Consider the following 13262-nt stretch of genomic DNA (forward strand, 5'->3'; position numbering starts at 1 on the left):
TCCCTCAACAGACATCAACAGGACTCAACAATTAGAAACGCTGAAGAGCGTCACTGAAAGCGTCACTGAGAGCGTCCATCCCCACCTTCGAAGAAGGGACCTTCGATGTTCCGACGCGCCCGCAGACCCTTACTGGCCGCCATCCTGAGCGTGGTGTGGCTGGTTGCCGCCGGCCTCCCGGCGCATGCCGCGCCGGTCACCGTCACCAACGGGACCCAGTTCACGGACACCACGGGAGACGGAGTCCACGCTCACGGCGGTGGAGCCGTCAAAGTGGGTGACTTCTACTACTGGTTCGGCGAGAACCGTCACGCGGACAACACCTTCAAGGCTGTCTCGGTCTACCGCTCCTCCGACCTGAAGACATGGGAGTTCAGGAAGAACGTCCTGACGCAGGAGAGCGATCCGGAGCTCTCCGTCGCCAACATCGAGCGTCCCAAGGTGATTTACAACAGCGAGACCGGCAAGTTCGTCATGTGGATGCACAAGGAGAACGGCAAGGACTACACCGAGTCCCGCACCGCGGTCGCCGTCTCCGACACGGTGGACGGCGACTACAGCTGGAAGGGCAGCTTCCGGCCGCCGAGCGGGACCACGTCCCGTGACATGACGCTGTTCAAGGACGACGACGGCACCGCGTACCAGATCTCGTCCGGCAGCGAGAACGCCGACCTCTTCATCTACAAGCTGACGGCCGACTACACGGGCTTCGACAAGGAGGTCGCCAACCCCTGGCCGGCCCACCACCGCGAGTCCCCGGCGCTGTTCAAGCGGGACGGCGTCTACTTCATGCTGACCTCGGGCACCAGCGGCTGGTACCCCAACCAGCAGCAGTACGCGACCGCCACCAGCATCACCGGTCCCTGGTCGGAGATGAAGGAGGTCGGTGACGCGACCGCGTACGGCTCCCAGACCGCGTACGTCCTTCCCGTGCAAGGCAGTTCGGGCACTTCCTACCTCTACATGGGCGACCGCTGGGGCAACTCCATGGGCGGCACGGTCAACGACTCCCAGTACGTCTGGGCGCCGCTGGACTTCCCGACCAGGACCACCATGAGCCTGCCGTGGTACCCGCAGATCTCCGTCGACACCGACGCCGGAACGGTCAAGGGCGTGGGAGGCGGACCCCACTACAGCCTCGCCGCCCGGCACAGCGGCAAGTGCCTGGACGTCTCCGACGACTCCTCCGCCGACGGGACGGCCGTCACGCAGTACTCCTGCGACGGCGGTCTCAACCAGCAGTGGCGCCTGGAGGACGCGGGCGACGGATACGTACGCGTCCTGGCGCAGCACAGCGGCAAGTGCCTGGACGTGGCGGACGAGTCCACCGGGGACGGGGCCTTCGTGAACCAGTATCGGTGCGGTTCGGGCGCGCACCAGCAGTGGCGCTTCGAGGAGCGCGGAGACGGGACGGGGGACGGGCCGGGGGACGGGCCGGGGGACGGGCCGGGAGGCGACACCTACCGGCTCGTCTCCCGGCACAGCGGCAAGTGCCTCGACGTCAAGGACGACTCCACGGCCGACGGCGCCCGCCTGGTCCAGTGGACCTGTGGCACGGGCGCCAACCAGCAGTTCGAGCGGGCGGTCAGTACCCCGCGGTGAAGCGGGTGCGGTGGTGCTTGGGGCGTTCGGCCTCGTCCATGAGCGCCACCGCCAGATCCTCCATGGAGATGGCGGAACTGCCCTCGGCGTCGACGATCAGCTCGTCGGCGCCGAGCCGGTAGGTGCCGGTGCGCACGCCCGGCTCAAGCAGGGCGGGCGGGCTCAGATACGTCCAGTCGACCTCGGTGTCGGCGGTGCGGACGGCGTCGAACTGGTCGTTGGAGGCCTGGGCGATGTGCCGCCAGGCGGTGGGGACGTAGTCCGGATCATCGATGGCGAGGACGCCTGGCTTGCCCGGCACGGTCAGGCTCCCGGCCCCGCCGACGATCAACAGGCGTACGCCGTCGACGCGGGCGAGTCCGGCGAGCAACGCCCGGCTGATGGCGGCGTGTTCGGCCTCGCGGCCGGGGGCGGGTCTGGTGGCGTTCACGACGAGGTCCTGCCCGGCGCTCAACTCGGCGACGCGCTGCGGGACTCCGGCGTCACCGGCGCGGTGCGTGGCGTCCGGGTGGAGCTCGGCGAAGCGGGCGGGGTCGCGGACGACGGCGGTGACCTCGTGGCCGCGAGTGAGGGCTTCGGTGACGACGCGGCTGCCGACGTTTCCGGCTGCTCCGAAGACGGTGATGCGCATGGCGGTTGCTCCTTGGGGTGCGGGCCGATGGGTTGGTGGGTTGGTGGGTTGATGGGTCGATCTACGAATGCTTGCGGGCGGTGCGGCGGCCTTGCCCGAGGAAGACGCTCGCCAGGACGAGGACCAGCCCGCCCACCTGCCAGAGGGTGAGGGTCTGCCCCAGGAGGAGCAGTCCGGCGAGGGTGGCGACGACGGGGTTGGTGAGCCCGAGGAACGACACGGACGAGGCGGGCAGCCGCTCGATGCCGCGGAACCAGAGGGCGTACGCGATGGCGGTGCCGATGATGCCGAGGTAGGCGTATCCGGCGAGGTTGGCGCCGGTGAAGTGGTCGGGGAGGCCTTCGAAGCCGAGGGCGATGGGGGCCAACACAAGCCCGCCTGCGGTGAGTTGCCACCCGGTGAGGGCGAGCAGGGAGACACCTTCGGGCCGTCCCCAGCGCTTGCTGAGTACGACGGCGAGGGCCATCAGGGTGGTGGCGGTCAGCATGGCCACGATCCCCGCGAGGTCGACGGATGCGCTGCCGCGCAGCACGAGAAGCGCGACGCCGACGACCCCGACGAGCCCGGCGGCCAGGGTCCGACGCGTGGGCCGCACCTTCAGCACGCCGACCCCGAAGCCGGCGACGAGCAGCGGCATGACGGCGCTGACGGTCGAGGCGACGCCGCCGGGCAGGTGGTAGGCGCCGAAGAAGAGGAGGGGGAAGAAGGCCCCGAAGTTGAGCAGCCCGAGAACCCCCGCCTTCCACCACCAGTCACCGCTGGGCAGCCGCCGGGTGAGGGCGAGCAGGATGAGCCCGGCGGGCAGCGCGCGCAGGGCCGCGGCGAGGAGGGGGCGGTCAGGGGGCAGGAGTTCGGTGGTCGTGACGTAGGTGGTGCCCCAGGTGGCGGGGCCGATGGCGGCGAGGCCCGCGGCGGCGAGGGCGCGGCTGCGCGGCGCGGGGCCGGGGCGGTCTTGGCTGGTCGGCCGGTGTGCGGTGCGGACGCGCGGGCTGCTGATGATGGACATGATGCGGCTCCCCCTCGGTTTCCCCTGAACGCTGTTATTCTCAACGTTGAGATAAATATGAGCCCTGGGTCCGCGAACGTCAAGTATCTGAACATTGAGATATCTGGCTGGGGCGGGCCGCCGAGAGAGAGGAGCGCGGAAATGACCGACCCCAAGGTGGCGCCGACTGCGGCGACGGCGACGGCGACGGCGGCGGCGACTGCGGCGGACGCCGAGGCCGACGCCATCGACGAGCTGCGCGCCCAGTGGCACCGCGAGCGCCCGGACATGGACGCGGCGGGCCTGGACGCGATGGCCCTGGTGGGCCGCATCAAACGGGCGGACCACCTGCTGAGCAAGGGAATGAAGCCGATCTTCGCCGAACACGGCCTGGAATTCGCGGAGTTCGACGTCCTAGCGACCCTCCGGCGGGTGGGCGCCCCGCACGAACTGACGGCGGGCGGCCTCCTGAAGTCGGCGATGGTGACGTCAGGCGCGATCACCAACCGCCTGGACAAGCTGGAACGCAAGGGCTTCATCGAACGCCACCCGGACCCGGCGGACCGCCGCGCGATCAAGGTCCGCCTGACGGAGGCGGGTCTGGAGCTGGTGGACCGGGCGGTGGTGGATCACGTGGCGAACGAGGAGCGGATGGTGGCGGCTTTGACGACCGAGGATCGGCTGGCGCTGGATGGGGCGTTGCGGCGGTTGTTGGTTTCGTTGGGGGATACGCATCTGGGGTGAACCGGGGTTGCTTCGCGGACTCAAAGGGCGAAGAGGCGCCATGCCCCGTGCCTGTTGGTGAGTGTCGAGCTGCGCTGAGCGATCAATATGCGCCAACGGCGGCGCCGTACGGATGCTTTGCCCGTGTATGCCCGGCTGGGTGCGAACCTCGACATGACGCCACCCTTCCCTCATCGATAGCGTGGTTCACTCCAGAGAACCCTCATCTCACCAGGAGCTGACCGTGAATCGCCGACCCACCCTGCTCGCAGCGGCCACCCTCACTGCTGCCGCAGTCCTTTCGCTTGCTGCTTGCGGAGGAGGCGATGGCGACTCCAAGGAGAACGACAAGATCGCGGGTGCAGAGTCCGGCGAGAAGAGAGAGTCGCCGTCTCCGACAGCGTCCGACGACGGGATCGAACGGCCGGAGATCAAGCTGCCGAAGGACGTGAAGGACGTCTTTGAGGGCGGTAAGACCGGCGACGCGAAGAAGGACGCGGTGCTGGCGGACAACGCGCGGCGTATCAGTTCGCTGACCGAGGCGGTCACCGTTGACGCGAAGGAGCACCCGGCGCTGAAGTTCTATTCGTCCGGTGATGCCCTGCTGTCGGCGGCGGACTACGCCCAGGGTTACTACAAGAAGGGCAAGAGCTTCGTCGGAACCACGCGGTATTACGACCGTGAGGTCACGTTCCTCAAGGGTGGCGCTGCCGCGGTGACGTACTGCATGGACGCCACCAAGACGTACCCCAAGGATCGCAAGACCGGCACGGTCGACAGGTCGATCCCGGCGTCCGACCAGGATTACTCCTTCTACAACACCCGGCTGGAGGAGAACGAGGACGGCGTCTGGCAGACGACAACCGTGTTGGCCACGGCGGCGGCGAAGCGGTGCATGCCGTGAACCAGCGCAGGCTGAGCCGTCGGTACGTTCCTCTTCTCGCGTTGGCCGTCGCCATGGCGCCGAGCGTCGCCTATGCCGGCGGTGGTAACCAAGGGGAAACAGGCGCTCCACAGGCCAAGGCCGGACGTCAGGACCAGAACCTCAGCGTCGAGACGAAGATTCAGACGACGGTCAACGGTGCTCAGGAAACCGCCAAGACGGGCACGCTCACACCTGCCAACAGCAACTGGGATCCACCGGCCTGCTGGTACGAGCCCGCCTACTCCCCGAAGCAGATCCAGGCCACGGTAAAAGCGATCCGGGGGATGAAGGTATTCGGGATCGGCGACGCCGTGGGTGGCGTGTTCGACATGTACTTCAAGGAAGGCAACCCCTACAAGAACTACAACCTCGACAAGCAGGGTGAGGGACAGTTCTGGGCGGCGGCCATCAACGAAAAGCGCAAGGACGACCCGGAGGCCAACTCCTGCAAGAGGATGCCCTTCTGGGTGCCCACGGGCGACACACCCAAGGAACCGCTCGCGGTCTCGCCCAAGATCCTCGCTGAGTACGCCTACGACGAACTGCCCGTCCCCAGCACCGAGATCACGATGGCTCCCGAGGGAACGACGAAGGTCAATCTCCCGACCTGGGTCTGGCTGGACAAGGCGAAGTTCAAGAAGGTCTCCGTCACCGCGAGCATCCCGGGCTCGGGGCTTTCCGCGACGGCGACCGCTGAGCCCATGTCCCTCTCCATCAAGCCGGGGACAGCGGACGCCGAGACCTACCCCGCTTCGGGAGAGTGCCCCATCGAGGACGGCAAGATCGGCGAGCCCCGCGCCAAGGGCACGCCCGCGGACACGTTGCCGCCGTGCGGCGTGCAGTACCTGCGGTCCTCCGGTGACGACTCGTACAACCTCCAGGCAACCGTCACCTGGAAGATCAGCTGGACCAGCACCACGGGTGAGGGCGGTGACCTTCCCGCCGGTGAGTTCGGCGCGGATCAGCCGGTGGCGGTGGAGGAGGTCCAGTCCATCAACCGGTGAATGGTGGGCGGGGGTGGGGGGAAGTTGCTGGGGTTCGAGGTGCAGGTCTAGAAGATGAGCCCGTGCTTTGTCACGAGGGCCATGGTTGCTTCCATGTCCGTCGAGCAGCCGTAGAGCCCCGCCTTCCGCTGAATGACCTCCGGGCTCAACTCCTCGCTCTGCTGGTCGAACCACCGGAACAGTTCCTCCAGGCCCCCTGGAGAGATGATCTCGAGCAACCGGGCCGGGGTGTCACCGGCGTTCCAGAACGTGTGCCACTCGTCGCGCGGCTTGAACACGAGATCGCCGGGCCCGGCCAGGACTTCCTCGGCACCGAACCTCGCGCCGACCGAGCCTTCGAGGATGAAGCTGAACTCGTCCTCGCGGGAGTGCTTGTGCACCGGTGCGGCGAGAACCCTCGGCGGCAGACGGTGCTCGACGAGCGCGAAGCGGCCACCCTGCTCACGGCTGTCGATCAGGAACCGGTCCCCGCACGCCTGCTCCGGCTCATGGAGCTCGCCGTCTTCCGGCCCCACTATCCGATGCTCGATCACTGGGCGCACCGCCCTCCAAGAGGACTCGACACTCCACCTACCTTCGACGATACGCGTGCGAACTGCCCCGTTCCAGGCGTCCCGGCCGCCGATGGTGGGCCTTGTGCCCCCGACGCCGCGTGGTGGATGTTGGGGGTGGGCGGGGGCAGGGGGTTTCCGCTGGGCTCTGTGAAGAGCCGGACAGCGAGGGGATCCGAACCCATATGACTCAGCCTCCCGGTCAGCCGCCGCAGCACGGGCCCCAGGAAGGATCGCCGTACGGATCGCAGGGCGGATCGCAGAGCGGATCGCCGTACGGACCGCCTTACGGATCGCAGGGCGGGCCCCAGGACGGATTCGGGCCTCCGCAGCAGCCCCAGCCGCCCATACCGGGGCCGCCCCCGGGTCCTTACGGCGCCCCGCCGCCCCCGCCTCAGCAGCCCGACGGGCAGAACCCGAACCCGTACGCGTCACCGGCGCCGCCGCCCGCCCAGCCTTACCCCGACCCCTACGGGCAGCAACCCTTCGGTCAGCCCGACCCCCAGTACGCCGGCTACCCGCCGCCCCCTCCGCCCGGCGGCGCCCCCGGCAAGAACAAGGTCGCCCTCATCATCGGCTCCGTCGTCGTCATCGCCGCGCTCGTCGGCGGCGGCATCTTCCTCGTCACCAGCGGCGACAGCGACGACGACCAGAAGCCGAAGGCCGACAAGAGCGTCTCGGCCAGCCCCTCAGCCCCCGGGTCCGAAGCTCCCACCGAAGCTCCCACCGAAGCGCCCTCACCGGATCCCGCCACCGAGGACCCCCTCGACGATCCGACCGATGCCGATGCCGATGCCGATGCCGATGCCGATCCCGACGCCGCTGCCGAGCGGCCCGCCGGAGACACCGGCTACCAAGGTCAGTGGCAGAACGGCGAGGCCAAGACCCTCACCGTCGGCGCCAAGCTCACCTCCGGGCAGGGCAAGGGCAAGCACTCGGTCTCGTACATCGACGCGGGTGGCGACGGGCTCTGCATGGGGCTCGGGCAGGAGCAGGGCGGCGACGGCTTCCGCATCGCCCTCAAGTGCGGCACCGGCGACGACGAGAAGTACATCTCGGCCGATCTCACCCAGGCCAACGACGAAGTGACCCTCAAGTGGGACAAGGGCGGCGGCAGCGACGTACTGCCGTGGGTGAACAAGGCCTGACCTGGCCTGACCTGCGCGGAACCTCCGTAGAACCTCCGTAGAACCGCCGCCGCCGCCTCCCTGCGAGGGGCCCTCACCGTCCGCCCCACCCCCAGGTGAGAGCGAAGTTCCCCGCCGGTCACCGCGTGCCACAGGACTGAAACCCGCCCTCCCTACCTTCGGGCCATCAGCCATCAGCCGCGCGGAGGTCTGTCATGTGGATCCAACGGTGGGACCCGGAAGACGTGAAGTTCTGGGAGGAGGAGGGAGGCGAGCGGGTCGCCCGGCGGAATCTGGTGTTCTCGATCCTCTCGGAGCACATCGGGTTCTCCATCTGGACCCTGTGGTCCGTGATGGTGCTCTTCATGGGGCCCGAGTACGGGATCGATCCCGCAGGGAAGTTCTTCCTCGTGTCGATGGCCACCCTCGTCGGGGCCGTCGCCCGCGTCCCGTACACCTTCGCCGTCGCCCGCTTCGGCGGGCGCAACTGGACGATCATCGCGGCCGGCGTGCTCCTCGTACCGACCGTCGCGGCCTTCGTCGTCATGGAGCCCGGGACCTCCTACACCACCTTCATGGTGTGCGCCCTGCTCACCGGCGTCGGCGGCGGCAACTTCGCCTCCAGCATGACCAACATCAATTCCTTCTTCCCGCTGAGGAAGAAGGGGTGGGCGCTCGGGCTCAACGCGGGCGGCGGCAACATCGGCGTACCCGTCGTGCAGCTCGCCGGGCTCGCGGTCATCGGGGCCGGCGGCGGGCCCCGCGTGCTCCTGGGGATCTACATCCCCCTCATCTTCGTCTCCGCCCTCTGCGCCGTGCTCTTCATGGACAACCTCGCCACCGTGAAGAACGACACCGGCGCCGCGAAGGAGGCCGTCCGGGACGCCCATACCTGGATCATGGCTTTCCTGTACGTGGGGACCTTCGGGTCCTTCATCGGGTACAGCTTCGCGTTCGGGCTCGTGCTTCAGACCCAGTTCGGCCGTACGCCGCTCCAGGCCGCCGCCGTCACCTTCATCGGGCCGCTGCTCGGCTCGCTGATCCGGCCCGTGGGCGGGCGGCTCGCCGACCGGTTCGGCGGGGCCCGCATCACACTGTGGAACTTCGTCGGGATGGGCGCGGCCACCACCGTGGTCGTCGTCGCCTCCATGCGGGAGTCGCTCGCCCTCTTCGTCGCCGCCTTTGTCGTGCTGTTCGTGCTCACCGGGCTCGGCAACGGGTCCACGTACAAGATGATCCCCGGGATCTTCCAGGCCAAGGCCCTCCAGAAGGGGCTCAGCGGGGAAGCCGCCGCGGCCTACGGGCGGCGGCTGTCCGGGGCGTCCATGGGGCTCATCGGCGCCGTCGGCGCGCTCGGCGGGCTCGGGATCAACCTCGCCTTCCGGCAGTCCTTCCAGACCGTGGGGTCGGGGACCGGCGCCTTCGTCGCCTTCCTGGCCTTCTACGCGGCGTGCTTCTGCGTCACGTGGGCCGTATACCTTCGCCGCCCCGCGGCCGTCCCGGACTCCGGGCAGACCGCGGACGCGGAGACGAAGCCCCAGCTCACGTACGCACAGGTGTGAGGAAGGGGCGGTCGTACGCTGGTGTAACACGTACGACATCGTGATGATCCGGGGTTGTCACGGGCTGTTGGCAGGCTCGTCCAACCCCGGACCACACCATCGCGCAGTACTAGCGGGACGAGAGCAGCTGCCATGCACGCGACCCCTCAGAACGGTCAGCAGAACGGTCACCAGAAGGTTCCCCTCGCCGGATTCACCGTCGGCGTCACCGCCGCCCGGCGCGCGGACGAGCTCGGTGCGCTGCTCCAGCGGCGTGGCGCCACCGTCCTGCACGCGCCCGCACTGCGCATCGTTCCGCTCGCCGACGACAGTGAACTCCTCTCCGCGACCAAGGAGTTGATCGACCACGCGCCCGACATCGTGGTCGCCACGACCGCCATCGGGTTCCGCGGGTGGGTCGAGGCCGCCGACGGGTGGGGGTTCGGCGACGCGCTGCTGCGGTGTCTGCGGGGGGTCGAACTGCTCGCCCGCGGGCCCAAGGTCAAGGGCGCCATCCGGGCCGCCGGGCTCACCGAGGAGTGGTCGCCCTCGTCCGAGTCCATGGCGGAGGTGCTCGACCGGCTGCTCGACGAAGGCGTCGAGGGCAAGCGCATCGCGCTCCAGCTGCACGGCGAACCGCTGCCCGGCTTCGTCGAGTCGCTGCGCGCCGCAGGAGCGGAGGTCGTCGGCGTGCCCGTCTACCGCTGGATGCCGCCCGAGGACCTCGCGCCCGTCGACCGGCTCCTGGACGCCACCGTCGCCCGCGGCGTCGACGCGCTGACCTTCACCAGCGCGCCCGCCGCCGCGTCCTTCCTGGCCCGCGCCGAGGACCGCGGCATGTCCATCGAGCTCTTCGCCGCCCTCCAGCACGACGTCCTGACCGCCTGCGTGGGCCCGGTCACCGCGCTGCCGCTGCAGGCCCGCGGCGTCGACACGGTGCAGCCCGAACGCTTCCGGCTCGGCCCCCTCGTACAGATCCTGTGCCAGGAACTGCCCTCCCGCGCCCGTACGTTGCCCATCGCGGGGCACCGCGTCGAGATCCGCGGTCACGCCGTCCTGGTCGACGACGAGCTGCGGCCCGTCCCGCCCGCGGGCATGTCGCTCCTTCGGGCGCTCGCGCGGCGCCCGGGGTGGGTGGTCTCCCGCGCCGAGCTCCTGCGCGCGCTGCCCGGCGCGGGGCGCGACGAGCACGCCGTGGAGACCGCGATGGCCAGGCTGCGTACGGCACTTGGGGCTCCGAAGCTCGTGCAGACGGTGGTCAAGCGGGGCTACCGGCTCGCGCTCGATCCGGCCGCCGGGTCGAAGTACTCCGACTGACGGGCCTTGGCGTCCCGTCCCCGCAGCACCAGGGCCCGCGCGAGCAGGCCGATCGCGACGGTGGAGAGCAGGGTCCGCACCACGTTCCAGGCCAGCCACGTGTCCTCGAACTTCTCGCGCACGGCCGCCGGATCGGAGATCTTCGCCGGGTCGCCCGCGTCCGCGAGCTCGTCGTTCAGCGGCACGTTCACGGCCGACGTGATCGCGAAGGCCAGGAGATAGACGACGAGCGCCGCGAGCACCCACCGGTACGAGCTCGTCCCGCGCAGCTGCCACGCCGAGACCGCCGTGAAGAGCAGCGCCCCGAGGAAGCTCGCGAAGAAGACCGGATTGTTGAACGCGTCGTTCATGTTCTGCATGACCTCGATGAAGACGCGGTCGTCGCTGCGCCCGAGGCCGGGCATGACGCCGCAGGCGAAGATGTAGAAGGTTCCGGAGATCAGGCCCATGGTCACGACGGCCGCACCCAGAACGGCCCCGGCACTGCCCTGTCCCCGCTGGTTCGTCCCTCGGTTCATCCCTCGGTTGTCTCTCATGGGTCCGAGTCAACCGGCCGGACGGGCCCCGGACCATGGTTCCGAAGCGCACCCCCATAAGCGCGCGTCTCACGTCATGCGCGGTGGCAGGGGTTCCGCGCCCGCCCAAGGCGAGGCACTGTAAGGGGGAGCACTCACCGGTAACCCCACAAGGCGGTGACAGGCGCATGGCACTGGGCATGGACCCGGCCACGTACGAGCTGCGATTCGACTCCGGGCGGAGCTGTCTGGACCTCGTGGCGACGAACCATCCCGTGGAACGGCTCGACTCCGTGGACCGGCTGCTCGCCTGGCTCGCGGGCGCCGGGCTCATCCCGGATCACACGGCCCTGCCGGGAGCGGGACCGGTCTGGCTCGTCGCCTTCCGTGAACTGCGCGCACACGTCGGGCAGTTGGTGCTCGACGAACTCGAAGGGCGGTCCGCCGAAGCCGCGTTGGCCAGGGTCAACGCCCTCGCCGCGACGGCGCCTCCCGCCCCGCGCGCCGTACGGCACCCCGACGGCAGCCTCGTCCGTGCCCTGGACGGTGACCCCGGCTGCGCGGCCCTGCTCGCGGTGGTGGCACGCGATGCCGTCGACCTGCTCACCGACCCCGTCGCGCGTGCCCTGCTGCGCCAGTGCGAGGGCGACAACTGCCCCATCGTGTACCTGGACACGTCCCGCGGGCGCCGCCGCCGCTGGTGCTCCAGCGAGGTGTGCGGCAACCGCGAGCGGGTGGCCAGACACCGGCGCAGGGCGGCACTCGCGCGGGCCTGATCGAAAACTTTCGGGCACGGCTGAACGCGGCCGCTCCCGTGTACGTACATCCCCGGTGAGCCAGCCAAGACGAAGAGCGGACACCGGAGGCAGACGTGCGCAAGGATTCCGCCGTGGCCGATGAGCGCCCGCAGGAACGTCCTCGCCGACATCGCCTGGTCCCTGAACGCAACGGGCCCGACGAGGAGTTGATGCGCGCCCTCTACCGCGAGCACGCGGGTCCACTTCTGGCCTATGTGCTCCGGCTTGTGGCGGGAGACCGGCAGCGCGCCGAAGATGTCGTACAGGAAACGCTCATCCGTGCCTGGAAGAACGCCGGTCAGCTCAATCGTGCGACCGGTTCGGTACGCCCCTGGCTGGTGACGGTCGCCCGGCGCATCGTCATCGATGGCCACCGCAGCCGGCAGGCCCGGCCGCAGGAGGTCGATCCGTCGCCGCTGGAGGTCATCCCCGCGGAGGACGAGATCGATAAGGCGCTGTGGCTGATGACTCTTTCGGATGCGCTCGACGACCTGACTCCCGCGCACCGGGAGGTACTTGTCGAGACCTACTTCAAGGGGCGTACGGTCAATGAGGCGGCCGCGACACTGGGTATACCCAGTGGGACGGTGCGTTCGCGGGTCTTCTACGCGCTTCGCTCGATGAAGCTGGCGCTCGAGGAGCGGGGGGTGACGGCATGAACGAGTCCTACGGACATGACGCGCGGGGCCATGCGGAAGCGGGCGACGTGCACGAGACCGTCGGCGCCTACGCCCTCGGCATCCTGGACGACGCGGAGGCGACGGCCTTCGAGGCCCATCTGGCGGGCTGCGCGTTCTGCGCGCACCAGCTGGAGGAGTTCTCCGGCATGGAGCCGATGCTGGCCGCGCTCGCGGACTTCCCGGACGCACGCGGCGTACCGCGCGGTGTACCGGAGATCGGTGAGCAGCTCGCCGCCAGGCCGAGCCCGCGGCTCGCGGACCGGCTCGTGGACGAGGTCTCCGTGAAGCGCGCGCAGAAGCGCAGGCGCGGCATGTATCTGGTGGCCGCCGCGGCGGCGCTGATCGTCGGCGGGCCGCTCACGGTCCTCGCGGTGAGCGACGGCGGCGGTACGACGGACGTGGCGGGCGAACCGCACCCCACGAGCCCCGCCGAGGACGCCTTCTTCAACCACATGGACGACAAGATCAAGGCCACGGACCCGAAGACCAAGGTCAGCGCCACGGTCGGCACGGAGAAGAAGGCCTGGGGCACGCACACGGTCCTTGAGCTGAAGAACGTGAAGGGCCCGCTCAAGTGCTCCCTGGTCGCGGTCGGCAAGGACGGCGAGAAGGAGACGGTGACCACCTGGTCCGTCCCGAAGTGGGGATACGGCATCGAGGACAGCCCGAACAAATGGGCCCGCAGCCCCCTGTACGTCCACGGGGGAGCCGCGATGGACCGCAACGACATCGACCACTTCGAGGTGACCACCTTCGACGGCGACCGCCTGGTGGAGGTCGACGCGTAGGAGAAGTGCACAGAGGGGTCCCCTTTCGCGTACGGTAGACGGCTGCTCAATAGGGCAGCTGCACGTCCGGAAAGGG

General features: G+C 69.2%; 14 protein-coding genes. 10 read left to right on the forward strand and 4 right to left on the reverse strand.

The genetic code is table 11. From position 1 onward, the window contains the following. Positions 1-105 precede the first annotated feature (105 nt). Entirely contained in the window at positions 106-1602 is a 1497-nt protein-coding gene (locus M4V62_RS25925) for an RICIN domain-containing protein (RefSeq protein ID WP_249589615.1), read from the forward strand. Here M4V62_RS25925 and M4V62_RS25930 read toward each other — a convergent pair. Continuing rightward, entirely contained in the window at positions 1586-2233 is a 648-nt protein-coding gene (locus M4V62_RS25930) for an NAD(P)-dependent oxidoreductase (protein WP_249589616.1), read from the reverse strand. The two genes, M4V62_RS25925 and M4V62_RS25930, sit on opposite strands and share 17 nt — an antisense overlap. A 61-nt stretch (positions 2234-2294) precedes the next feature. Beyond that, complete coding sequence (locus tag M4V62_RS25935) at positions 2295-3239, reverse strand: EamA family transporter (RefSeq protein ID WP_249589617.1); 945 nt, start codon at positions 3237-3239, stop codon at positions 2295-2297. A 141-nt stretch (positions 3240-3380) separates the two neighbouring features. Here M4V62_RS25935 and M4V62_RS25940 point away from each other — a divergent pair, with 141 nt between their 5' ends. The 3 genes from M4V62_RS25940 (at position 3381) to M4V62_RS25950 (ending at position 5870) form a co-directional block, all read left to right on the forward strand. After that, complete coding sequence (locus M4V62_RS25940) at positions 3381-3962, forward strand: MarR family winged helix-turn-helix transcriptional regulator (RefSeq protein ID WP_249589618.1); 582 nt, start codon at positions 3381-3383, stop codon at positions 3960-3962. 223 nt (positions 3963-4185) lie between these two features. Beyond that, a complete protein-coding gene (locus M4V62_RS25945; RefSeq protein WP_249589619.1) occupies positions 4186-4845 on the forward strand; it encodes a hypothetical protein in 660 nt (219 codons plus the stop codon). Then, a complete protein-coding gene (locus tag M4V62_RS25950; protein ID WP_249589620.1) occupies positions 4842-5870 on the forward strand; it encodes a hypothetical protein in 1029 nt (342 codons plus the stop codon). Before M4V62_RS25945 ends, M4V62_RS25950 begins: the two co-directional genes overlap by 4 nt. A gap of 47 nt (positions 5871-5917) precedes the next feature. Here M4V62_RS25950 and M4V62_RS25955 read toward each other — a convergent pair whose 3' ends face one another. Continuing rightward, positions 5918-6385, reverse strand: coding sequence for a cupin domain-containing protein (locus tag M4V62_RS25955; protein WP_249589621.1), 468 nt, complete (start codon positions 6383-6385; stop codon positions 5918-5920). 221 nt (positions 6386-6606) lie between these two features. On the opposite strand from M4V62_RS25955, the gene M4V62_RS25960 reads away from it, so the two are divergent. From M4V62_RS25960 to M4V62_RS25970, 3 genes are all read left to right on the forward strand, one after another. After that, entirely contained in the window at positions 6607-7569 is a 963-nt protein-coding gene (locus tag M4V62_RS25960; RefSeq protein ID WP_249589622.1) for a flagellar basal body-associated FliL family protein, read from the forward strand. Positions 7570-7763: 194 nt separating this feature from the next. After that, on the forward strand, positions 7764-9110 hold the full coding sequence (locus tag M4V62_RS25965; protein ID WP_249589623.1) for a nitrate/nitrite transporter: 1347 nt from the start codon (positions 7764-7766) through the stop codon (positions 9108-9110). 132 nt (positions 9111-9242) lie between these two features. Continuing rightward, complete coding sequence (locus M4V62_RS25970; protein WP_249589624.1) at positions 9243-10406, forward strand: uroporphyrinogen-III synthase; 1164 nt, start codon at positions 9243-9245, stop codon at positions 10404-10406. Here the strand turns inward: M4V62_RS25970 and M4V62_RS25975 are convergent. After that, the gene (locus M4V62_RS25975) at positions 10358-10942 is read right to left on the reverse strand and encodes an anthrone oxygenase family protein (protein WP_344646378.1); all 585 of its coding nucleotides are present in this window, start codon (positions 10940-10942) and stop codon (positions 10358-10360) included. The genes M4V62_RS25970 and M4V62_RS25975 overlap by 49 nt on opposite strands. Positions 10943-11109: 167 nt before the next feature. On the opposite strand from M4V62_RS25975, the gene M4V62_RS25980 reads away from it, so the two are divergent. From M4V62_RS25980 to M4V62_RS25990, 3 genes are all read left to right on the forward strand, one after another. Then, positions 11110-11697 carry a CGNR zinc finger domain-containing protein gene (locus M4V62_RS25980; RefSeq protein ID WP_249589625.1) on the forward strand — a complete coding sequence of 196 codons (588 nt, stop codon included), beginning with the start codon at positions 11110-11112 and terminating at the stop codon, positions 11695-11697. Between the two features lie 95 nt (positions 11698-11792). Next, positions 11793-12377, forward strand: a complete 585-nt coding sequence (locus M4V62_RS25985; protein WP_249589626.1) for a sigma-70 family RNA polymerase sigma factor — start codon at positions 11793-11795, stop codon at positions 12375-12377. Continuing rightward, positions 12374-13186: an anti-sigma factor family protein gene (locus M4V62_RS25990; protein ID WP_249589627.1), complete on the forward strand. Its 813-nt coding sequence runs from the start codon at positions 12374-12376 to the stop codon at positions 13184-13186. Before M4V62_RS25985 ends, M4V62_RS25990 begins: the two co-directional genes overlap by 4 nt. Positions 13187-13262: the final 76 nt, after the last annotated feature.

Source organism: Streptomyces durmitorensis (assembly GCF_023498005.1).
GTDB classification, from domain to species: Bacteria; Actinomycetota; Actinomycetes; order Streptomycetales; family Streptomycetaceae; genus Streptomyces; species Streptomyces durmitorensis.